The 20,666-nt window shown below is 53.6% G+C and carries 22 protein-coding genes; 13 read left to right on the forward strand and 9 right to left on the reverse strand.

Annotation, left to right across the window (positions count from 1 at the left end; translation table 11 throughout):
• Nucleotides 1-94: 94 nt before the first annotated feature.
• The 4 genes from INT19_RS18990 to INT19_RS19005 are packed head-to-tail and all read left to right on the forward strand — an operon-like array spanning nt 95 to nt 2,830.
• Entirely contained in the window at nt 95-673 is a 579-nt protein-coding gene (locus INT19_RS18990; protein ID WP_193061878.1) for a hypothetical protein, read from the forward strand.
• Complete coding sequence (locus INT19_RS18995) at nt 670-1,044, forward strand: hypothetical protein (RefSeq protein ID WP_193061879.1); 375 nt, start codon at nt 670-672, stop codon at nt 1,042-1,044. The genes INT19_RS18990 and INT19_RS18995 overlap by 4 nt, the downstream gene beginning before the upstream one ends.
• Nucleotides 1,041-1,736, forward strand: a complete 696-nt coding sequence (locus tag INT19_RS19000) for a DUF1007 family protein (RefSeq protein WP_442311456.1) — start codon at nt 1,041-1,043, stop codon at nt 1,734-1,736. Before INT19_RS18995 ends, INT19_RS19000 begins: the two co-directional genes overlap by 4 nt.
• A 59-nt stretch (nt 1,737-1,795) precedes the next feature.
• Complete coding sequence (locus tag INT19_RS19005) at nt 1,796-2,830, forward strand: nickel/cobalt transporter (protein WP_193061880.1); 1,035 nt, start codon at nt 1,796-1,798, stop codon at nt 2,828-2,830.
• Nucleotide 2,831: 1 nt separating this feature from the next.
• On the opposite strand, the gene INT19_RS19010 is transcribed toward INT19_RS19005, so the two are convergent.
• On the reverse strand, nt 2,832-3,251 hold the full coding sequence (locus INT19_RS19010) for an HIT domain-containing protein (protein ID WP_193061881.1): 420 nt from the start codon (nt 3,249-3,251) through the stop codon (nt 2,832-2,834).
• A gap of 235 nt (nt 3,252-3,486) precedes the next feature.
• Here INT19_RS19010 and INT19_RS19015 point away from each other — a divergent pair, with 235 nt between their 5' ends.
• Both INT19_RS19015 and INT19_RS19020 read left to right on the forward strand, forming a co-directional pair.
• On the forward strand, nt 3,487-3,618 hold the full coding sequence (locus tag INT19_RS19015; protein WP_125751484.1) for an entericidin A/B family lipoprotein: 132 nt from the start codon (nt 3,487-3,489) through the stop codon (nt 3,616-3,618).
• A 107-nt stretch (nt 3,619-3,725) separates the two neighbouring features.
• Complete coding sequence (locus INT19_RS19020) at nt 3,726-4,094, forward strand: I78 family peptidase inhibitor (RefSeq protein WP_193061882.1); 369 nt, start codon at nt 3,726-3,728, stop codon at nt 4,092-4,094.
• Here the strand turns inward: INT19_RS19020 and INT19_RS19025 are convergent.
• The gene (locus INT19_RS19025; protein WP_146944814.1) at nt 4,091-4,696 is read right to left on the reverse strand and encodes a LysE family translocator; all 606 of its coding nucleotides are present in this window, start codon (nt 4,694-4,696) and stop codon (nt 4,091-4,093) included. The two genes, INT19_RS19020 and INT19_RS19025, sit on opposite strands and share 4 nt — an antisense overlap.
• 95 nt (nt 4,697-4,791) lie before the next feature.
• On the opposite strand from INT19_RS19025, the gene INT19_RS19030 reads away from it, so the two are divergent.
• Nucleotides 4,792-6,186: an aminotransferase-like domain-containing protein gene (locus INT19_RS19030; RefSeq protein WP_193061883.1), complete on the forward strand. Its 1,395-nt coding sequence runs from the start codon at nt 4,792-4,794 to the stop codon at nt 6,184-6,186.
• A 35-nt stretch (nt 6,187-6,221) separates the two neighbouring features.
• On the opposite strand, the gene INT19_RS19035 is transcribed toward INT19_RS19030, so the two are convergent.
• The 7 genes from INT19_RS19035 to INT19_RS19065 form a co-directional block, all read right to left on the reverse strand.
• A complete protein-coding gene (locus INT19_RS19035; RefSeq protein ID WP_193061884.1) occupies nt 6,222-7,226 on the reverse strand; it encodes an ion transporter in 1,005 nt (334 codons plus the stop codon).
• 33 nt (nt 7,227-7,259) lie between these two features.
• A complete protein-coding gene (locus tag INT19_RS19040; RefSeq protein WP_089039817.1) occupies nt 7,260-7,784 on the reverse strand; it encodes an acyl-CoA thioesterase in 525 nt (174 codons plus the stop codon).
• Between the two features lie 90 nt (nt 7,785-7,874).
• Nucleotides 7,875-9,185 (reverse strand): short-chain fatty acid transporter, encoded by a 1,311-nt coding sequence (locus INT19_RS19045; protein WP_193061885.1) that lies wholly within the window; start codon nt 9,183-9,185, stop codon nt 7,875-7,877.
• 218 nt (nt 9,186-9,403) lie between these two features.
• A complete protein-coding gene (locus tag INT19_RS19050; RefSeq protein WP_193061886.1) occupies nt 9,404-10,702 on the reverse strand; it encodes an MATE family efflux transporter in 1,299 nt (432 codons plus the stop codon).
• A gap of 12 nt (nt 10,703-10,714) precedes the next feature.
• The gene (locus tag INT19_RS19055) at nt 10,715-10,963 is read right to left on the reverse strand and encodes a YfhL family 4Fe-4S dicluster ferredoxin (protein ID WP_038478199.1); all 249 of its coding nucleotides are present in this window, start codon (nt 10,961-10,963) and stop codon (nt 10,715-10,717) included.
• A 72-nt stretch (nt 10,964-11,035) separates the two neighbouring features.
• Nucleotides 11,036-11,530, reverse strand: a complete 495-nt coding sequence (gene coaD, locus INT19_RS19060) for a pantetheine-phosphate adenylyltransferase (RefSeq protein WP_193061887.1) — start codon at nt 11,528-11,530, stop codon at nt 11,036-11,038.
• A complete protein-coding gene (locus INT19_RS19065) occupies nt 11,527-13,413 on the reverse strand; it encodes a beta-ketoacyl synthase (protein ID WP_193061917.1) in 1,887 nt (628 codons plus the stop codon). Before INT19_RS19065 ends, coaD begins: the two co-directional genes overlap by 4 nt.
• 210 nt (nt 13,414-13,623) lie before the next feature.
• Here INT19_RS19065 and INT19_RS19070 point away from each other — a divergent pair, with 210 nt between their 5' ends.
• The 6 genes from INT19_RS19070 to INT19_RS19095 all read left to right on the forward strand — a co-directional run bounded on the left by INT19_RS19070 (nt 13,624) and on the right by INT19_RS19095 (nt 20,665).
• On the forward strand, nt 13,624-14,289 hold the full coding sequence (locus INT19_RS19070; protein WP_089039813.1) for a methyltransferase domain-containing protein: 666 nt from the start codon (nt 13,624-13,626) through the stop codon (nt 14,287-14,289).
• On the forward strand, nt 14,286-14,615 hold the full coding sequence (locus INT19_RS19075) for a DMT family transporter (RefSeq protein ID WP_089039812.1): 330 nt from the start codon (nt 14,286-14,288) through the stop codon (nt 14,613-14,615). The genes INT19_RS19070 and INT19_RS19075 overlap by 4 nt, the downstream gene beginning before the upstream one ends.
• A 173-nt stretch (nt 14,616-14,788) precedes the next feature.
• Nucleotides 14,789-16,195, forward strand: a complete 1,407-nt coding sequence (gene dacB, locus INT19_RS19080) for a D-alanyl-D-alanine carboxypeptidase/D-alanyl-D-alanine endopeptidase (protein ID WP_226912532.1) — start codon at nt 14,789-14,791, stop codon at nt 16,193-16,195.
• A 28-nt stretch (nt 16,196-16,223) separates the two neighbouring features.
• The gene (locus INT19_RS19085; RefSeq protein WP_038478183.1) at nt 16,224-16,595 is read left to right on the forward strand and encodes a diacylglycerol kinase; all 372 of its coding nucleotides are present in this window, start codon (nt 16,224-16,226) and stop codon (nt 16,593-16,595) included.
• A 73-nt stretch (nt 16,596-16,668) separates the two neighbouring features.
• Nucleotides 16,669-19,653, forward strand: coding sequence for a bifunctional [glutamate--ammonia ligase]-adenylyl-L-tyrosine phosphorylase/[glutamate--ammonia-ligase] adenylyltransferase (gene glnE / locus INT19_RS19090; RefSeq protein ID WP_193061888.1), 2,985 nt, complete (start codon nt 16,669-16,671; stop codon nt 19,651-19,653).
• A gap of 118 nt (nt 19,654-19,771) precedes the next feature.
• Entirely contained in the window at nt 19,772-20,665 is an 894-nt protein-coding gene (locus tag INT19_RS19095; RefSeq protein WP_095604495.1) for an AEC family transporter, read from the forward strand.
• Nucleotide 20,666: the final 1 nt, after the last annotated feature.

A 20,666-nucleotide genomic window follows, 5' to 3' on the forward strand; every position in this document is an offset into this window, starting at 1 on the left:
GGTTTTTTATCATTTATCTTAATGAATGGCTGCTGGCGAGCTTAGCGCGGCGTTCGATGACACACCAGCCGCATCTGAGGCGAGAGGATCACCCATGAAGGCAATACTACCGATTAGCATGACGTGCTTATTGATACTGACAGGCTGCCAAGCAGTGCCAGAGCGTCTTCCTCAAGCAGAGCCAGCGCCTTCTGCAGCCTGCTACTTTCCCTCTGGGCCGTCTGGCCAAACGGCATCGCCATTGGAGGTGGTGACGCAAAGTATTGACGTATTGGAAGCATGGGGGTTTGAGCTTGAAGCGACCGACACCGATTTAGGTTTGGTGACCGCTAGTCGACAGCGAGATTTGATTGGCTACTACGACCCTTATGATAACGACTTTGGGTATGGGCGAAACATGCGGGTATTTGGTGGCTTTGGTTTGGGGCGTGGTGGTTCCAGCATTGGTCTGGGGATTGGTAGTGGATTTGGAGGCGGTTTCCGCCATCAACCTGTTGAAATAGAGCGGGTGTCGCTACTGGCACGCGATGGTCATATTCGGCTTTCCCGAGATATTCGGCGCTTTGACCACTTAGGGGATCTGCGTGAATCTTACAGCGCTAGCAATGATGATTTTTGTCAACGTTTCCAAACTGCGTTTGAGCAAACGGTAGCTACCCCGAGGGCGTTATGAAATCACTACGTAAGCACTTTTTAACGGCCACCGCAGTTCTCATGATCATTATGCTGGCAGGCTGTGCCTCTACGCAGCCACTAGAGCCGCGAGAACTACGTTACAACGCTTCCCCAGAGCAAACGTTCCGCGAAGCCATTGAGTTAATGATGGAGCAAGGCTATGTCGTTCGGCACGCTGATTTAGCGCTAGGGCGCGCAGATGCAACGTTAGCCCGTTGGCCAGAGTATCGCTTGCAACTGCAGGTAAGTGAGGTGCCTGGTGGCAGCCGTGTCAGCCTGTCGGCGTTGCGTGGGAATCAGCCGCTGCCACCGTATGTATTAGATCCCTGGCTGGTTGAGCTGCAACATAAATTAGGAGAGTTGCCGTGACAGGCGTATTCCCCCTGCTAGGTAACTCACTGAATAAACTCCGCAGTTACTGGGTAGTGCTGGCAATAGGCGTTTGTAGCACGCTAAACAGTAGCCTTGTGTTGGCCCACCCCCATGGATGGATTGATCTCAGCGTGAGGGTGATAACAAACGATGAGGGGGTCGCAACAGGGCTTCATCAAACATGGCGAATGGACCCCTTTTACAGTTTGGTGGTGTTCGAAGAGTTACAGCAGGTTCAAGGCAGCAACTTGCAAGAGGGACTTGACCAGCTAGGCAGCGACATCCGCGATAACCTGTCGCAGCAGCACTACTTTACGGAGGTTCGTGTGAATGGCGAACCGCAAGCGCTGGGTGAAGTGTCTGAATACACGGCGTTGGAGCGCAATGGTCGCTTAACCTTTATGTTTGTTCTGCCGTTAGCAACGCCTCAGCCATTGGCCGGGCGAATACTGGAGTATCAGGTCTTTGACCCAACCTACTATATCGAAGTGGTGCACGAAGAAGAGGACGGGGCACCCTCTGAGCAGGCGCTGATTCTCTATGGTGAGCCCGACTGCCGTTTAAGCGTGCTACCTGCTGACCCTGATCCCGAGCTCGTTATGCAAGCAGCGCTGTTAGATGTGGATGAAACGGGAGAGTCAGGATTGGGCCGCCATTTTGCAGAAACGGGGCGGATTGAATGCGACTAGCGGAAAACCTGGAAGGTCGTGTATAAAGTGTTACTTTATAACTTTCCGGCGGAGGGGCAATGCCTTTAACGCGGCAACAACTGTTATGGGGAGCGCTTACCGTGTCGGGGGCGCTGCTGTTGGTCTTCATCGTACAGGCTAATTTGCAGGGGGTAAGCCTTCAATTGCTGGCTTGGCAGCGAGATTTACATCGCACCCTGACGCTTGCTATTACCGAACTCTCTCGTACGCCTTCTAGCAACACTTGGCTAACGCTGCTAGGGGTAAGTTTTGCTTATGGCGTTTTTCATGCCGCGGGGCCTGGGCATGGCAAAGCGGTATTAGCGACGTATTTAGCGTCTCACGGTGGGGCCACCCGTCGCGCCTTGGGGCTCTCTTTTGCGGCAGCTCTGCTGCAGGGGGGAACGGCGATTGCCATGGTGGCAGTGCTCGTACATGGGCTAGGCTGGGTGACCCGTCAGGCGATGGGCAGCGTGGTTTGGGTAGAGCAAGCCAGCTTTATATTAGTGGCACTGTTAGGTGGTTGGTTATGCTGGCGGGCGATAAAACAATTGCGTCACGCTTACTCAGTCCGCGCTAGTGATGCTGCTGGCCACAGCCACAGCCACAGCCACAGCCACAATCACAGCCACAATCACAGCCACAATCACAGCCATGATCATTCCCACTGCTGCGGTGGGGCTCATCATATCGAGCCTCAACAAGCGCTCGACTGGCGCACAGCGCTGATGACAGTTGGAGCGATTGGAATGCGTCCGTGCACTGGGGCAGTGCTTATGCTGGGGGCTGCTAGCCTGCTTGGACAGTTTTACGTCGGTGTCGCTTCGGTGCTTGCCATGTCGCTTGGTACCGGTATTACTGTTTCTGTGCTGGCGCTGGCAAGCATTGTGGCTCGGGGCTGGGCGGCTAAGCGGTTGCAGCAACAGAGCAGCCGACAGGTGGTCGAGAAAGCGGCTGGTTGGGCAGCGCTTGCCGGCGGTGCTCTCATTGTTGCACTAGGCGTATCGCTTTCTATGGCTGGCGCCGCCCAGCCTACCAGTGGTCCATTACTGAGTGAGCCACCATCCAGACAGGGCTCTTTGCTGGGGAATTAAGTTAAAGCTGTAATCCTTCAATTTGGGCCAGCAACTGTTCGCGGCGACTGCCCTGAAGGGGTAGCTCATAAGGCTCTGGGCTACCATTTCCCCATACCGGCGCTGGCCAACTGGCATCATCTGTATAGCGCACCACCAAATGAATATGCAGCTGGCTGACCACATTACCTAAGGTGGCAATATTGAGCTTGTCACCGTGAAATATCTCCTTCATCGCCGTTCCTAGCGCGATCGTTTCACGCCACAGCTGGGCTTGCTCATCCTGACTTAGTTCAAACACTTCGCTGACCGAGCCACGCCTGGGTACCAGAACTACCCAAGGGTAGCGTGCATCGTTCATTAGCAGCGCACGGCACAGAGGAAGGTCGGCGAGTGGTAAGGTATCCGCTTCTAGCCGTGGGTCAAGTTCAAATGTTTTCAAGTAAGTACTCCTTTACATAATGAAAATTATCATAGCAGCTGCGGATACACCTTGCTCCTTATCCAAGGTCTTTCCATGGGCTTTCCAAGAGCTTTCCAAGAGCTTTCCAAGGACTTGGGAAGGAGAGGTCAAAACAGGCGAAATTGTTAAAATCTGTTACTCTGAAAGCACTCCCATACGGCAAGGCTGCCGTCGGAGCTTCCCGATGTTGAATGATTTGTTAAGGAGAACGCAGATGAAAAAACTATTAAGTATTAGCTTTATTCTGTTGATGACGGCGGGCGCTCTAACGGGCTGCAATACCATTGCAGGTGCAGGAAAAGACGTTCAAGAAGGTGGCCAAGCAGTTCAGGATGCGGCGAGTTAATACGCTTTATTTCCACTGCTTCTTGGCGTGAATGAGCGGGTTAGGCATAGTTGTCTAGCCCGTTTTGCATTCAGGGTAGTTATTTGCCAACACAAGGAAGCGCCATAATGAATCACCCAACACGCTGTGCGAAGAAAAAATTGGCCAGCCTCACGGTATTACTCGCATCGGTATTACCAGTCTCGGTGTTATTGGTGGCATGCGCAGGCTCACCCGATAATGTCTCTGCTCCAGAGCCTCCAGCTGTTGGTCAGCCTTCTGCCGAAATGCGCACCACATGCGATGCTGAGGCGGTTCAGTACGCCATTGGCACGCCTTTTGATGAAGTCAATGTACCCGCGCTACAAAGTGAGAGTGGTGCCAAGCAGGTTAGGATACTCAGGCCTAACGGCGCTGCCACCATGGACTACCGAGAAGACCGCTTAAATATTCTTCTTGAAACTAATGACACGATTGAAGCGCTGCGCTGCGGCTAGCGTAAAATCAGTACGACGCAGGCGGCCGTTAATAGTCCCATAGTGATATTAAATGCCCGCCATGCTTGGTCACTTTTGATCCACTGTCCAATCGCGCTGCCAAACGCTGCCCACAGGGCAATGCACGGCAGCGCGACCAACTCCGCAAAGCCTGCTAACACCAGTGCGTTGACCACGGGTTGGCCATTTTCGGGCAGAAACCCAGCCATCAACGCCAGCCCCATTACCCACGCTTTGGGGTTGGCGAATTGAAACATCGCGGCTTGGAAAAAGGTTAACGGCACTCCGTGTTGAGTTCCGTTGAGATTCGGCGGTGGTGCAGTGGCTATTTTCCAGGCTAAATACAACAAATAGGCGCTACCCACCCAGCGGAGTGTCGTTTGCACCATAGGAAAGCGTTCAAACAATACGCCTAGCCCCAGCGCGATACCGGAAAACAGCAGAAAACAGCCGCCTAAAATGCCCCACATATGAGGCATGGTTCTGCGAAAACCAAAATTCGCCCCAGAGGCGGTCAACATAATATTGTTTGGCCCTGGGGTAAGCGTCATCGACATCATATAAAGCGCAGCCGGGCCAAGCAGTAGCCATTCGTTATTCATTTTGTACCCATACAATTTTGTGGTTTAAATTGTTTTTTGATCGCTTTTGTAAGCATAATGGCGGGTAAATCTACGTCAAAGGTTTTATTGTCACCATGACAATTTGGGTGCCTTCACTTGAGTGTTTTTCTGGGCCACGCTATCGCGCGATTGCTCAGTCCATTGGCGCAGCCATCTCGGCCGGCGAACTTGCCCCAGGCGAACGTTTACCACCTCAGCGGCGCTTAGCGGATGCGTTGGGGGTAACCGTAGGCACCGTGACTCGGGGGTATGCTGAGGCAGAGCACCATGGCTGGGTAATCGCTCGAGTAGGCAGCGGAACCTTCGTCAAACAAGCTGCACCAAGAACCGTTTTTGATATGGCATGGCATCAGAATGATGACAGCGATGTCATTGATTTAAGCTTAAGTTTGCCGCCGCCTCATCCGCTTCGTTTGCAGGCGTTCAGTGCTGCATTAAAGGCAATGAGTGAATCGCCTTCTGCAGTAACGCGGGGAGTTTCCTATCTTGATGCGCGGGGAGCCGAAGGCCACCGCGAGAGGTTGGCAGGGTGGCTAGCGCAATTAGGTATGTCGCTGGATGCGGACGAGCTACTGGTTACTCAAGGGGGGCAGCATGGCATTAGTCTGGTGCTGAGTACGTTGCTGCGCCCTGGTGAACTGATGGCGACCGATGCCTTGACCTATCCAGGTGCCATTAGCGCTGCCCAGCAAGCACACCTAAAAATGGTTGGCATTGCCTTTGATGAATCGGGGATGTGTATGGAAGCGCTGGAAGCCCAGTGCGCCCGCCAGCCACCCAGGTTAATCTATGTGACACCTGATCAGAATAACCCTACCGGGGCTTGTCTCAGCGAGGCGCGGCGAGAGCAATTGGTGGCACTTGCCAGGCGCTATGACAGTTGGCTACTGGAAGATGGTGTGCAGTATTTGCCTGCTGAGCAGCGCGGCACACCGCTGTATCAGTTAGCACCAGAGCGAACGCTGTTTGTCTTCAGTACCGCAAAGGTATTAGCGGGTGGGCTGCGTATCGGTGTCTTGCGGACGCCTAATAAACTGCTTGAACGCCTAGCCGCTGGGTTAAGAGCGCAGAGTTGGATGGTGCCACCGCTGATGGTTGATATTGCCTGTTATTGGATCGCTCAGCCCGAGGCAGCTTCGCTGCTTGCATGGCAAACCGAGGAGCTGGCCGCGCGACAGCAAATAGTGACAGAGGTGCTTTCCGATTACACGCTGGGTCGAAGTCACAGCGGCAGCAATGTCTGGCTTACGCTGCCGGAAGGGAGTCGTGCCATCGAACTGTGTGAACGCTTGCAGCTGCAAGGCGTTAAAGTTTCAAATGCGGAGCCCTTTTGTGTGGGAAGTACACCTGCGCCCCAGGCCATTAGGATTTGTATTGGCGCTGCTGCTGACAGGCAGACATTAGCCCAGGCGCTGAACGTTATTAAGCAGTGCCTAGCTCAGCCACCGTTGGCGACCATTACCGTATAGCAGGGCTATTCATAGCCCTGATATTGATAACCAAACTACTCATAACGGTCTTTCCATCCTTGATGGCGTATCTGCTCTTTGAGCATTTCGAGAATATCGTAAAGCACTTGTTCGGTGACATGCGCGCTTGTTTCATCCACGGTTAGCCAGCTGTTGAAGCCCGTTTCAGCTGTACGCTCAACCAGTTGGCGAAACTCCGTTGAGTGAATGCCCTGAGCGAGTTCATCCACGAGCCGCTGGGCAACTCCGCTAAGTGACGCCTGCATAGCGTTTGAAGCCGTGTGACCCATGGGAAGGCGGTGTAGTTTTTGAATTTCTGGGCTTTCCCGCAGTGTTCGGCTAACTAAGTCGTCAATCGCCGCCATGATAGCGATGCGATTTTGTTGATAGGCTTGTCCCACCGTTGTTTCTAACCGCTGAGCAATTTCATGAATTAGCTGAGCCTTGCGAGGGAGGATAACGCGATCAATAACCCGCTCTGTAAGTGAATCGCTAGCGACAACTTGCTCTTGCACATTGCCTAGTAAGCGCAGTGCAATGCGGTCGGAAAGCTCTTCTAGCAGGATGTCGTAATACTTGGCAAAAAAGCGGTAGCTGGTCCAGCGGGTTACATCAATCAAGCGCAGCCGGTGCAGTCGGTTTAAGAGTGACACGACACGCAGTACGCGCAATAAGCGGAACCCGCTAAGGGGGATGCAGCCAAGTACGTCGTACCAGTTAACAAACGGGTAGAAAAACCAGCGGTGATAGCGTCGCTCGGCAATTGCTACCGTCCAGCCCAGCAGTACATCCGCTATAAAAATACCCACGAAAAATAAGTCGATGGTAATAAAACGGCTGTGGATCACTGTGTCGTAAAAAGCGTGAAAGCCGGGTGTGAGGCTGGCAATGGTGTCGTTAATCGGCCCAATCAGAAATAACGAGTCAAACAGTAACAGGCTAAGGTTGATGATAACCGCGGCGAGAATAAAAAAATCCCAGCCGATATGCGCATACTCAACGCTTTTAGGTAGGTGTGGGTAGCGCTCCCTAGCGGGCATGAGGGCTCCTTGCTCTGAAGGTGTGGGTTGGCGTTAAGAGTGCTGCTGATGGTGGTTTTTATGAGTTAGCAACTCTTCCTGCTCTGCCTGCTTGCGCAGTTTTTTGCGTAGCGCGGCTTTTTCGAATCTCAACTTCTGTAGCGATGTTTCCAACGCTAGCGGTGGCACTAACGCGGGCTTTCCGTCTGAATCTACTGCCACCATGGTGAGATAACAGCTGTTGGTGTGACGAATCAGCTTCTCACGAATATCTTCGGCCACTACCTTAACGCCGATCTCCATAGAAGAGCGCCCCACATGATTGACGCTGGCAAGAAAGGTGACCAGCTCACCGACGTGAATCGGTTGTTTAAACAACACCTGATCGACGGAAAGCGTGACGACATAGTGGCCCGAATAACGGCTTGCGCAAGCATAGGCCACCTCATCGAGTTTTTTAAGAATAGCACCACCATGTACTTTGCCACTGAAATTAGCCATATCGGGTGTCATTAACACGGTCATAGAGAGTTCATGCTGGCCGGGCAGGGCGCTATGTTCAACCTGGGTGTCAGACATAAATAAAAACCTTCAGAGATTAAAATGCCCGCCCCAGAGGGCGGGCGCTATGTAGGTAGCTAGAGTTCTAAAGCTATTGCGACGTTAATGCTAGAACCATACTAGGCCAACAGAAATGATAATGCCGGTAATCAATAGCTGAACTAGGCAGAAGCCCATGATGTCCTTGGCCTTCAAACCCGCAATCGCCAGTACCGGTAGAGCCCAGAAAGGTTGCAGCAGGTTGGTCCAGGCATCGCCCCAGGCCACTGCCATGGCAATACGTGGAAGATCAGCACCCAGCGCTTCTGCGGCAGGTAGCATGACCGGGGCTTGAACAGCCCATTGGCCACCGCCGGAAGGCACGAACAGGTTCACGATGCCAGCACTTAGGAAGGACCAGAATGGCAGCGACGTAGCGGTGGCGAAAGAGACTAACCACTCAGACATGCTCTGAGCCAATCCCGACTGAACCATGATGGCCATAATGCCCGCGTAGAAGGGGAACTGAATAACGATGCCAGCGCCGCCTTTTATGGCTTCGTTCAAACTGTTGAGCAGGTTGCGCGGTGTCCGGTGCAGCACAATAGCTAAGAATAGGAACAGGAAATTGACCACGTTCAGGTTCAAACCACCGCTACGGAGTAGAAAATGGTCGAGCAGGAACAGCAGCCCCGGAACGCCCACAAGCAGGGCGAGAGGCATGCTGTTTTCGAGTTTTTCGGCTGGGCGGGTAATGCGGCCTTGCTGTTCGGGTTCATCGTTTAGCAGCTTGGGATCCACGTAAACGCTGTCTTTTTCGTCCGGCAGCATGAAGCGGTTAACCAGCGGTACGGCGATAAACAGACAAATAACAATCGCAAGGTTAAAGAAGGCAAAAATGGTTGAGCCGGTACCGATAACGCCGATTTGATCAGCGGAGAAGTGGCCTTCAGTCGCAATGGTCAACGGAATTGAACCAGCAAGCCCACCATGCCATACCACGAAGCCTGAGTAAGCACTGGCAACCAGAAGCCGATAGTCCACTCGTATCAAGCGAGCGAGCTCTTTGGCAAAAAGCGCCCCAACAACTAAGCCAAACCCCCAGTTAATCCAACTAGCCACGAGCGAAACGAGCGTGACTAAAATGATCGCGCCACCAGGGCTTTTCGCAGTGCTAGCGATTTTCTGCAGAATGCGTTTGACCGGTGGTGAGCTTGCCAACATAAAACCCGTGACGAGTACCAGCAGCATTTGCATTGAGAAGGTGAGTAGCCCCCAAAAACCATCTCCCCACATGCGCAGCACGGCAAGCGGTGTTTGGCGCTCAACGGCGATGGCAGCCACGGAGGCAATTAACGTGAGCAGCAGAACAAAGATATAGGGGTCTGGCAAATAGCGCTCGACCAGCTTAACTGCCGGTTTTGATATGAGTTTTAACATGAGTGCTCTCTTTATTCGTTATTAAGATATGCGTGGCTAATATACGGCGGTACACCGTATTTTTCATCCATTGTTAGGTGCTTTATCAAGTGCTTTCTCAAGTACTGGCTCAGATAATCACTATTACGGTAGACCAGTTGGCAACAGCTAAGCGTGGTGGGCTTCAACGGTGGGAGGGCACGATGAGTTTAGCAGTGTGGATTTCAGCACTATGGGCTTTAGCCCTGAGGGCGCCAGTGGCGTTGACGGTAGCGGTAGTAGTAGGCGATCAGTACCGCTGAGCGTGTGAACATAAAGAGCGTAAAGGCTAACCACAGGCCATGGTTACCAAGCCCTTGGGATAGCCACCAAGTCGGTAGGTAAACCGCTAAACCGATAAAAATGCTGTTGCGCATTTCGCGCACAGCGGTGGTGCCGATAAAAACGCCATCTAATAAATAGCTCCATACGGCTATCAATGGCATCACGATCATCCAAGGCAGGTAACTAGCGGCGGTGGCACGCACCTCTGCCAGCCCTGTCAGCATGGCAACTAGATAATTTCCGCCCAATGCGAAGGCAATGGTGGCTACAGCGGCTGTCCAGAACGAGAATTGTGCTGTCGCCCGAACCGTCGCTGCAAATTCCTGCCAGTCACGCCGTCCAAACGCGCGGCCTACCAACGATTCCGCTGCGTGGGCGAAGCCATCAAGTGCGTAGCTAGTGAGCATAATAAATTGCAATAGCACGGCATTGGCGGCTAACACTGTGTCGCCCTGGCGTGCCCCTTGAGCGGTAAAAAAGGCCATTGCAAACAGCAACCCTAAGGTGCGCACAAACAGGTTGGCGTTAACATTAAACAGGGCTGAGTAGGCTGACACTACCAAAAGTCGCTGCCGTTGAAAGCAGCCTTCCAAGTGGCCAAGCTGGTGCAGTACTAAATAGCTGCCAAAGGTTAGCGCACTGTAATCGGCAATCACGCTGGCCAGGGCGACGCCGCCGCTGGTCATTCCTAGCCCTACGACAAACCAAAGATCGAGCACGATATTGACGCTATTGGTCAGCACTAAAATCATCAGCGTAACGCGGGCGTTTTGTTGGCCCAAAAACCAGCCGAGGATGGCATAGTTCGCCAGCACTGCCGGGGCTGACCAGAGGCGTATTTCGGCATACTCGCGTGCCAGTGGTGTCGCCGCTTCACTGCCGTCTAACAGCCATAGGCCGAGCGAAATCAGCGGTGAGCCAAAGATAATCAGTAGCGCGCCGATAACGGCCGCCATAATGAGTGACTGACCCAGCAAATTGCGCACCTCGCTATGTGCTTCGCGGCCGATTGCCTGGGCAACCAACCCCGTGGTGCCCATGCGTAGAAAGCCAAATCCCCAATAGAGGAAACTAAACAGCGTCGCTCCGAGGGTTACTGCCGCTAGGTAGCGAGAATCGGGCAGGTGCCCGACCACAGCGGTATCGACCAGCCCTAGTAAGGGAACTGTTATATTCGAAAGAATGATTGGCCAGGCAAGAGTCCAAATACGCACGTTTCAGTGGGCCTAAGCAGCAGTAATGATGCGGTACTTCTCCATGAGTTTCTCGTGGGTTTCGGGACGCTCTGGGTCGAGAGGAATGCAGTCCACTGGACACACTTGCTGGCACTGTGGCTCGTCAAAGTGGCCGACACATTCCGTGCATAAATTGGGGTCAATAACGTAAATCTCTTCACCAGGAGAGATGGCGTCATTGGGGCATTCAGGTTCGCAGACGTCGCAGTTAATGCATTCGTCGGTGATCATCAGGGCCATGGGCGTACCTCACGAATGGCTTTTCGCCCAGGTAGTTATATACCTGAGCGTTTTACTCAACAATATCGATCGCTAGATAGTGTAGTGCTTACGCAGTGCCTCTGCGACCTGCGGGTGAACGAGCGGTGAAATATCGCCGCCCAGTTTGGCGATTTCTCGCACGATGGTCGACGAAATATAGGAGTTTTCCACCGCTGGGGTGAGAAATACGCTCTCAAGCTCAGGGTTTTGCGCCCGATTCATATTGGCCAGCTGTAGCTCGTACTCGAAATCCGAGACAGCCCGCAGGCCACGTAGAATAATGGTGGCCCCCTGTTCACGCATCATAGTGGTCAGAAGTGTTGAAAAGCCGATGACCTCTACGTTCGGCAGTGAAGCACACACCGTTTTGGCCAGCGCGATACGGGTGTCTAGCTCAAGGCTAGGCTGCTTGCCAGGGCTCGCCGCGACGGCAATGACCACCTTATCGAACATCCGTGCGCCGCGTTCGATAAGATCAAAGTGGCCGTTGGTGATAGGGTCAAAGGTCCCGGGATAGACGGCAACATTCACACGTTGATCGTTCATTCGGGTGTCTCCTGCTCGTCAAGCTGACCAAAAGGGTTGTCCGCCGTTAGCGAAACGGCGTGATCATAGCCCGGGATATGAATGCGGTCGGCGTGGATCTCAAGCTCAGGGCCTTCTAGAACGGCTTCACCAAACTGATAACGAGGCGCATAGTGCCCATGATCAGCGTCTGTTAAATAAGCGGCGGCATTCTCGCGCACAGCTTCCCGACGCGTTTTCCAAGCGCTGATGGCAGCGCTGCCGTGGCGTTGAGTGAGCAATCGTTCGGTGACCTGAGGGGAGAGCACGACGCCAGTAGCGTTATTACCACCGAACCCTTTCGCATTAATAAAGGCAGCATCGGCGCTAAACGCCACTGGGGTAGTGGAAAAACGTAGCTGCTTAGCGTACACATCGTCCGCGACCGCGTCTAAAGTGGGAATGCCTGGCAGTAACCCATGGGCAAAGCTGCCCAGAGCGCTTACCAACTGATCGCCTGCCGCAGACCCTTGGGAGTGGCCGATAAACGCTTTAATAGCGACCACTGGCCAGTTCTCGATGCCATTTGCACGGGCAATTTCATCAAAAACATGGGATTCAGTCGTGCGATTTTTGGGAGTGCTGGTGCCATGGGCATGCAGGAAAGTGCGCTCTTTTAGCGCTTTCTCACCAAGCATATCTTTTACCAACGAGGCTGCCTTGCCCAGGGTGATGTAGTTGCCAATGCCGGGTGCAGAGATAGAGCGTTTAAAACCATCGGCATTAACGAACACATCGGGCACTGAACCTAGAATATCCGCCCCTAACTCAAGCGCTAACGCATCGTCCATTAACAGTACGAACTGACTTGCTTCCGCCATGGTGAAGCCACAGTTACGTGCAAACGGGCGACAAGCGCGCTGGTAGTCAGCGTCGGTAAGTAGCGCTAAAGAATCCAGTGCTTTCAGGCTGGCATCATCGGCCAGTGCGCCCATGGCGCGGAAGCCTTCGATGATTTCGGGGGTAATCGGCGCATCTGCGGTGCCTACCATAACGACCCGGCAACGCCCTGTGCGAATATCATCAATACCTAGGCGCAGGTTGTATAAAAAGCTTGCGCAGGCACCTAAGGCAGCACCCGTACTTCCCACGCTGCCTAATACGTAGGCATTGAGGAAGTCCGCAGGCATTTGCCCGTAACCCAGCGGCATTTGCTTAGAGGTGGCACGTTGGCCACTCACCAAGCTCTTTAGTAAGCCACCCCAACCTTGGTCATCTAATTGGCCAATAGAGTTGCCCGCATATACAGCGATATGGTCAGGGTCGAGTCGCTGGCGAATTGTTTCCCAAGCGAGCCCGCTGGCACCTAGGCAGTCACTAGCACTAAAGACTGCCATCGACAGCCCGCGCGGATGATGCACGCTACGGTAAAGGCTAGCGGGGTCGAAGCCACTCGGCAGTTGGGCGGCTGCACGCACCTTGGGTTCTAAGGCGTCAGGCAGCAGAGCACTAAAGTTGCCCGCGGGCACGGTGACGGCGACTACCTTGGCGTCGATGTCCTCCACCTGCCATCCTTCAGGCAGCTGTTCGGGCAGCTGACGGCGGCGCAATGTAAACCGCACCGGTTCAGACAGCGTCATTTCTGCCCGTCGGTTGGCTGGCAAGCCCAGGGCGAGAAAGCGTGGATCTTCGTTGCGCCGAATCAATGTGTGGTTAAGCACATGATCGCGCAAGGTTTGAGCAGGGGAGTCAATGGGCTGGCCGGCGCTATCATGCCAGCCGTTAGCGGAATGCTCGGCAAGGCGCATAAGCGCTGCCAAGCCTTCCAGTGTTTGGCGCTGCTGGTCAGCTGGAAGAGCATCAAGCACGGTGCGGCGGAAGGCCTGGTGGCCCGAGGTTCTGCCGGCGGGATTGATGCCGCCCATGCCGACAATCACCGGTAAGTGTGACAAGCCGGGTTCCTCGTGGTGCGGTGGTTTTTAGTAACAGCTATTGTCAGAGGCATAGCAAAAAAGTGCTGCTCATCTGCGCTTAATAATACTCTCGAACGTGATCATAGCACCGGGCGTGCAACGGCGTCATGCCGCGTGCGCAGTAGACTGATAGAATCACGTTTTTTTTAAGCAGGGAATGGCATGCAGCATACTTCACGCCCCGTGGTTTCCAACCAACCTGGCCCGCATCACGATGTAGCGCGCCGGGTAGCACGTGCCTTGGAAAACCCACTGCGAAAGCCAATCGCTGCGCATACGCAACAAGCCTTTGAAGACGCGCATACGTGGCTTCAAAAGCAGCAAGCGCCGTTAATCCTCGATGCTGGCTGCGGTGTAGGGCTTTCGACACGCCGTTTGGCAGAACAGTTTCCAGCGCACGCGGTGATCGGCGTTGATCGAAGCGAAGATCGGTTAAGCCGAGACCATGGTGAATTGCCTGCTAATGCACTGTTGGTGCGGGCTGACCTTGTCGATTTCTGGCGACTAGCTGAACAGGCGAAGTGGGCACCCGAGCGACATTTTCTGCTTTACCCCAATCCTTATCCAAAAGCTGCGCATTTAAAAATGCGCTGGCATGGGCATCCTGTTTTCCCCACACTGCTAGCCCTTGGCGGGTATTTAGAAGTGCGCTCCAATTGGCAGTTGTATGTTGAAGAGTTTGCTCTGGCAACCGCCCTAGTAACGGGAAAGCAGGCAACGATTGCCGCGTTGGCTCCCAACGGCAGCTATCTAACGCCATTTGAAGCAAAGTATGATCAAAGCGGCCAAACGCTTTGGCAGTTGAAGATTGAATTGGAGCGGGCATGACGTTTGTATATCTAGTGCTAGCAATTGTTGCCGAGGTTGTCGCCACTAGCGCCCTCAAGTCGTCAATGGGATTCACACGACCGCTTCCAAGCATCATGGTCGTCGTGGGCTACGGTGTGGCATTTTATCTGTTGAGCTTGGTGTTGCGGACATTGCCGGTCGGTATTGCTTATGCCATCTGGGCAGGTCTGGGAATCGTGTTGGTCACGCTGGTTGGCATTGTAGTTTTCGGTGAGAAACCTGATTTACCTGCCGTTGTCGGCATTAGTTTGATCGTGGCTGGGGTAGTCATACTTCAAGTCTTTTCAAAAATGAACGTGCATTGAGGAAAGTAAGCGTGACGTGCTCAGATATTAGCTCTTTAAATATTAGGTCTTCAGATATTAAGTGTTCAGAAGTTAGCTATTCTGCGGTGATATTCTCAGCGTTTAATCATTCGGTTAAATCATCCCTACGCCGCTGGCATCGGGCGTTGGTGACCAGTGTGGTAGGTGCCGCCATGTGCGCAAGCCCTGCACTGTATGCCGACTTCAGCCAGCTTGGTCAGTTAGAAGACAAAGGCTTCTCAATTAGCGCTGAAGCACGCTTACTGGATGCGGATACTGGTAGTAATGCATTGCTGGGTAGTCTGAATCCTGAGCGTCAGCTGTCGCCAGCGTCTGTCACCAAAGCCTATATGTCTGCTGCGGCACTCAATCGTTTTGGGCCCCAGCATCGCTTTACCAGCCAACTTGTCAGCACAGGTAGTGTGGAAAATGGCGTATTGCGTGGCGATTTGGTATTTGAAGGTGGGGGCGATCCAGGCCTCACAACTGAAGATCTTTGGCGGTTAGTGCAACGTCTGCAGCTGGCGGGAGTGCGCGAAGTGGATGGCGCGCTGGTGGTCAGTCAGTGGCGTTTTGGCCCTGTTGAGTGTATTACCACGGACCGCTGTAATGCGCGTACCCGAGTCACTAATGCTTACAGTGCGCCGCTCACCTCGGCAGGCGTCAACTTTGGTAGCTGGTGCGCCAATATAGCCCCTGCTGCGGCAGCGGGAGAGCCTGCCCGTGTGGGGTTATGCGATAGCCAGGCGCCGTTAATTGCTATTGATAACCAAGTTGTCACGCGCCCGGCTAATAGTGGCACTGACATCAGCGCAGAGCGGATTACCGATGAGCGCGGTGATGTTCTGCGTCTTACCGGGCAAATTTCAACCAATGCCGCGGCTCGTGATGTTTATCGTGGCGCTGGCGATGCGGCAGAGAAAACGGCGCAAGTATTGTTAAGCATGCTAAATCAGGCAGGTGTCAGTGTGCGTGACCCCTGGCGGGTTAGCTCAACGCGTCCGCCCAGCAGTGCACAGCGTTTGGCAGCCGTTGACAGCAAGCCGCTGCAGGAGCTGCTGCTGCGTACAATGAACTACTCCAATAATTACATGGCTGATGTGCTGGCGCTGAACCTGGTGGAAACACCACAAGCGCAACTGCGCCAAGCGGGGGAGGCGATAGAAGCCTATGTGAACAGCTTGTCGGGCCACGGTCCGTTAACGTTACACAGCGGCAGCGGGCTGACGACTGATAACCGTACCTCCGCTCACGGCGTCAATGTGATGTTGGAGGATATGTTCCGCCAGAGCGCTTTGTTCCCCAGTTTTGTCGCCTCTTTCCAGTCGCCTGCCAATGGGGTCATGCGCTTTATTCGCCGTGGTTCTCCAACGTTTCAAAATAACGTGATGCTGAAAACAGGCACGCTCAATCAGCCGTTTGCTGTTCGCGCCGCGGCGGGCTATTTCCGTACCGCCCAGGGGCGCTGGGGCGTTTTTAGTGTGCTGGTTAACGGCACTGGCAGTACGCCTTATCTTAGCTGGCCCGAGGTGTTAGATCCGCTTTCGCTGGATTTAGATGCGATGATATTGGCTAATTAATCTTAATTTTACCGCTGAGGCAACAGGCATGAAGCCAGGACATACGGGGTTAACCCATTTAATGCACTCAACGCGCTATTCATGGAAAGGGCTAAAAGCCGCTTTTAGAAATGAAGCTGCGTTTCGCCAAGAAGTGGGTATTACAGCGGTGTTGCTACCGCTGGCTTGGTGGATTGGAGAAGGGCCCATTAGCTGGTTGTTGCTGGTTGGCAGCCTGTGCCTTGTGCTGATTGTGGAACTGCTTAATAGTGCTATAGAGAACGTTGTTGATCGTATTGGCACCGAGCATCACGAGCTTTCAGGGCGTGCTAAAGATATTGGCTCGGCGGCGGTTATGCTGTCATTGATCATGGCAGGCTTAACCTGGGGGCTGTTAGGCTGGCAAAAATTGGTGGGCTAAATTGCTTTTATTCAGCTCATGCAGCGACCCGCTTCATCAACAAACATAATAGACGCTTGGCAAAGAGGTGGTTATGCAGTTAGACGACGCGTTTTTCCCCCAAGTTGGGCTGCCAACAGCGCTTAAGCCCGCTGCACAGCGCGCCTGGCAGCGATTAAGTGAAGCGCTTAGCCAAGCTGATAATATTGCCTCAATGACCCAACAGTCGTTGCCTTCCAGTAGTTGGGAGGCGCTTTCTGATGCGCGTCGTGAAGCGTTAGCCAACGTCGTAACTGTCTCAAGCTTCGCTCTAGATACCTTGGCACGCTTTCCGCACTGGCTGATTGATTTAGATGTGGCTGGCGAGCTGGATGCGACAGCGAGTAAGGAGTCACAAGCGAGTTGGCTAGCTGATGCGCTGGAAAATGCCGATGATGAAGAGGCAATGCATCGCGCTATTCGCCGTTTTCGTCGTGCCCGCATGCTCGGGATTGTGTGGCGCGATCTTAATCGTCCTGATGGCTACACCATGTGGGACACTGCTCAGGCAGTTTCGTGGCTGGCGGAAGTCTGTATTGAAGCCGCGCTCAGCTGGCTTGAACGTTTTTACGCCCCGCGCTGGGGATTACCTGCGGCCCGCAGAGATGGCTCGTCCCAGCGCTTGGTGGTGCTGGGTATGGGTAAGCTCGGCGCGGGTGAGCTGAATCTTTCCTCAGATATTGACCTGATCTTCGCCTTTCCTGAAAAAGGTGAAACCGAAGGCGGGCGTAAACCCCTTGAGCACCAGGAGTACTTCACCAAACTAGGCCAGAAACTGATCGCCGCTTTAGATGCCATGACGGCTGACGGTTTCGTATTTCGCGTTGATATGCGGCTGCGCCCACTGGGTGATGGCGGCCCCCTGGTGGGCAGTTTCTCGATGCTCTCCAGTTACTATCAGGATCAGGGGCGTGAGTGGGAGCGTTATGCCATGCTCAAAGCGCGTCCCGTTGCAGGAGACATAGATGGCGGGCATGAACTGCTCGCAAGTCTCAGGCCGTTTGTTTACCGCCGCTACCTGGATTTTGGTGCGATTGAGTCGCTGCGTGAACTCAAGGCGATGATCAATCGCGAAGTAAAGCGCAAGGGCATGCAAAGCAATATCAAACTAGGGCCCGGTGGGATCAGGGAGGTTGAGTTCGTTGTCCAGGCATTTCAGCTGATTCGCGGTGGACGTGATACCGAGCTTCAAGTGACCTCACTCAAGACCGCTCTTAATCGACTGCCTGAACTGGGGCTGTTGCCCCAAGCAGTCGTCGATGAGCTGCTACCCGACTATGCGTATCTTCGCGACATGGAACACGCTATTCAGGCGCTAGAAGACCGTCAAACCCAAACGCTACCCGTTGATGATGAAGATCGGGAGCGGATCGCCTTTGCCTTGGGGCATGAAGATTGGCCGGGGCTCATCGCGCGGCTGGAGGAAGTGCGCGAACGCGTTCGTCAGCACTTTGATGCAGTGATCGCCGACCCCGAAGAGGACAGCGATGCAGAGAGTAGCGACGATAACCTTGGCCTGTCTCAGTGGCGGTTACTGTGGCGCGGCGAGCTAGAGCAGGAAGAAGCGGAAGCACTGCTAACTGATGCTGGTTTTATAGAACCAGAGAAAGCGCTTAAACGGCTGCAGAGTCTTTACCATTCCCGCCAAGTGCAAAGCATGCAGCGTATCGGCTTTGAACGGCTAGATGCGCTGATGCCGCTACTGCTGGTTGCCGTTGCCGAAAGTGAGTTGCCGGATAACGCGCTTAGTGGTGTCCAGCCGCTGATCGAATCGGTGCTTAGGCGAACCGCTTACCTTGCACTGTTGCGTGAAAACCCTCAGGCGCTTGAGCACCTAATGAAGCTGTGCTCGGCCAGCCACTGGATTGCAGAGCAACTTGCGCGTTACCCGATACTGCTTGATGAACTACTAACGCCGGATACGCTTTACACTCCCGCTGATAAATCACGACTTGCCGATGAGTTACGCCAGACCTTAAGCCGCTTGCCAGAAGATGATGATGAGGCACAGTTGGAAGCGCTTCGCGTGTTTAAGCATGCGCAGATGCTTCACGTTGCTGCATCGGATATCGCTGGAACACGCCACTTGATGAAGGTGAGCGACTACTTAACGTATATCGCTGAAGTCATTCTGGATGCCGTGCTAGCGATGGCCTGGAAGCATGTCACGCGGAAACATGGTGTGCCAGAAGGCCTCAATACACGAGAGCCAGCGTTTTTGATTGTGGGATACGGCAAGCTGGGGGGCATCGAGCTTGGTTATGGCTCTGATTTGGACTTGGTGTTCCTTCATGATAACGACGGAAAAGGCACTACCGATGGTGCCCGGCCCATCGATACAGCGGTCTTTTTTACCCGTCTAGGCCAGCGCATCATCCACCTCTTAACCGCAGTAACGCCTGCCGGCAGCCTTTACGAGGTTGATATGCGCCTTCGGCCTTCGGGCAATGCAGGCCTGTTGGTGACCTCTTTAGATGCCTTTGCGGATTATCAACGCCAAAACGCCTGGACCTGGGAGCATCAGGCGCTGGTACGCGCGCGCGTTGTCGCCGGTAGTAACACGCTGGCGAGTAAATTTGATGCAATCCGTGGTGAGATGCTGTGTCGCGAGCGTGACCCGCAAGCCTTAAGAGATGACGTTGTCAGCATGCGTCATAAAATGCGTGATCACCTTGGTTCTAAAGGACAGGGTTCTAAAGGGCAGCCAGGTAGTGCGGACGGGGAGGTGTTTAGTCTAAAGCACGATGTGGGTGGCATGGTTGATATTGAGTTTCTTTGCCAATATGCGGTGCTATCACTCGCTCATGACACGCCTGCATTAATCACCTATAGCGATAATATCCGCATTTTAGAAACCCTCGCCAAGAGTGGTCATATTACCGAGTCAGAAGCGGAGCAGTTGCGGGAAGCGTATCTCGCTTATCGTAGCCGTACCCACCGTGCGGCGTTAACCGGTGAAAAAACTGTCGTTGATGCACAGGCATTCAAAGCCCACCGCGATGTGGTTATTGCACTTTGGCAGCGTTTTCTTGAACCCTGATTGGCGAGGTGAGCGTTTTTAAGTAGCATCGATAGGGAAGATAGCCTGATAACAATAAGGAAAAGCTCCCTATGCATGCAACAGTTTGTCTCTGCGCCCGCCGCTTGGCGGAGGGCGTATGATCGGTCATATTCTCGCAACGCTGTTACCCGTGTTCTTAATTGCTGGCTGTGGTGCGGTTTACGGGCGTTATCGAAACCCTGATATTCGCAGCCTTAACACGCTCAATATGGAGCTATTTGTTCCACTACTGGTATTTGCCGTGTTGGCTGATCGCCAAGCGCCTTTGGCGGACTATGCGTGGCTTGCCACTGCGGCGGTGGCCGTCGTGCTAGGGTCTGGTCTTGTGCTTTGGCCGGTTGCTAAATGGCTGTCGCTGGACACAAAAGTGTTCTTGCCGCCGATGATGTTCAATAACTCTGGCAATATGGGGGTACCGCTACTGGTGCTCGCCTTTGGTCCAGAGGCCCTGCCGGCTGCAGTGGTCGTGTTTATTGTTGAAATGCTGCTGCATTTCTCAGTAGGTCTTTATATGTTGGACCCGCGCACGTCACTTTGGCGACTGTTACGAATGCCCATCGTAGCTGCGAGCCTAGCAGGGCTAGTCATCAACGTTGGAAATGTACCGTTGCCGAGCTGGCTGTTAGAAGCAATGCACATGTTAGGGGGAATCTGTATTCCACTGATGCTCTTTGCATTAGGTGTTCGATTGCTGGAAATTGATTTTAATGACTGGCGAACAGGCTTGTTGGGCGCTCTACTTTGCCCACTTTCTGGCTTAGTGATCGCACTACCGCTCATGTGGTTACTCCCATTGAATCCGCTACAGACAGCCGTGCTACTGGTATTTGCTGCACTGCCGCCTGCGGTATTGAACTACTTGGTGGCCGAGCAGTATAAACTGGCACCTCAGAAAGTCGCTTCGTTGGTGCTCATCGGCAATTTAGGGAGCTTAGTCGTTATGCCACTGACGTTAGCAGCAGCGTTCGCCTGGATTCAAGCGCCGCTTTAAA

Origin of the sequence: Halomonas sp. 3A7M (genome assembly GCF_014897875.1) — a bacterium.
Taxonomy (GTDB): Bacteria; Pseudomonadota; Gammaproteobacteria; order Pseudomonadales; family Halomonadaceae; genus Vreelandella.

Coding starts and splice junctions, on each gene's coding strand:
- INT19_RS19055 (WP_038478199.1), bottom strand. CDS start 10,963: ATGGCCCTGATGATCACCGACGAATGCATTAACTGCGACGTCTGCGAA.
- INT19_RS19025 (WP_146944814.1), bottom strand. CDS start 4,696: ATGAATAACGAATGGCTACTGCTTGGCCCGGCTGCGCTTTATATGATG.
- INT19_RS19035 (WP_193061884.1), bottom strand. CDS start 7,226: ATGCCCGCTAGGGAGCGCTACCCACACCTACCTAAAAGCGTTGAGTAT.
- INT19_RS19015 (WP_125751484.1), top strand. CDS start 3,487: ATGAAAAAACTATTAAGTATTAGCTTTATTCTGTTGATGACGGCGGGC.
- INT19_RS19040 (WP_089039817.1), bottom strand. CDS start 7,784: ATGTCTGACACCCAGGTTGAACATAGCGCCCTGCCCGGCCAGCATGAA.
- INT19_RS19070 (WP_089039813.1), top strand. CDS start 13,624: ATGCAGCATACTTCACGCCCCGTGGTTTCCAACCAACCTGGCCCGCAT.
- INT19_RS19095 (WP_095604495.1), top strand. CDS start 19,772: ATGATCGGTCATATTCTCGCAACGCTGTTACCCGTGTTCTTAATTGCT.
- INT19_RS19075 (WP_089039812.1), top strand. CDS start 14,286: ATGACGTTTGTATATCTAGTGCTAGCAATTGTTGCCGAGGTTGTCGCC.
- INT19_RS19085 (WP_038478183.1), top strand. CDS start 16,224: ATGAAGCCAGGACATACGGGGTTAACCCATTTAATGCACTCAACGCGC.
- INT19_RS19065 (WP_193061917.1), bottom strand. CDS start 13,413: ATGGGCGGCATCAATCCCGCCGGCAGAACCTCGGGCCACCAGGCCTTC.
- coaD (WP_193061887.1), bottom strand. CDS start 11,530: ATGAACGATCAACGTGTGAATGTTGCCGTCTATCCCGGGACCTTTGAC.
- INT19_RS19045 (WP_193061885.1), bottom strand. CDS start 9,185: ATGTTAAAACTCATATCAAAACCGGCAGTTAAGCTGGTCGAGCGCTAT.
- INT19_RS19020 (WP_193061882.1), top strand. CDS start 3,726: ATGAATCACCCAACACGCTGTGCGAAGAAAAAATTGGCCAGCCTCACG.
- glnE (WP_193061888.1), top strand. CDS start 16,669: ATGCAGTTAGACGACGCGTTTTTCCCCCAAGTTGGGCTGCCAACAGCG.
- INT19_RS19030 (WP_193061883.1), top strand. CDS start 4,792: ATGACAATTTGGGTGCCTTCACTTGAGTGTTTTTCTGGGCCACGCTAT.
- INT19_RS19005 (WP_193061880.1), top strand. CDS start 1,796: ATGCCTTTAACGCGGCAACAACTGTTATGGGGAGCGCTTACCGTGTCG.
- INT19_RS18990 (WP_193061878.1), top strand. CDS start 95: ATGAAGGCAATACTACCGATTAGCATGACGTGCTTATTGATACTGACA.
- INT19_RS18995 (WP_193061879.1), top strand. CDS start 670: ATGAAATCACTACGTAAGCACTTTTTAACGGCCACCGCAGTTCTCATG.
- dacB (WP_226912532.1), top strand. CDS start 14,789: ATGTGCGCAAGCCCTGCACTGTATGCCGACTTCAGCCAGCTTGGTCAG.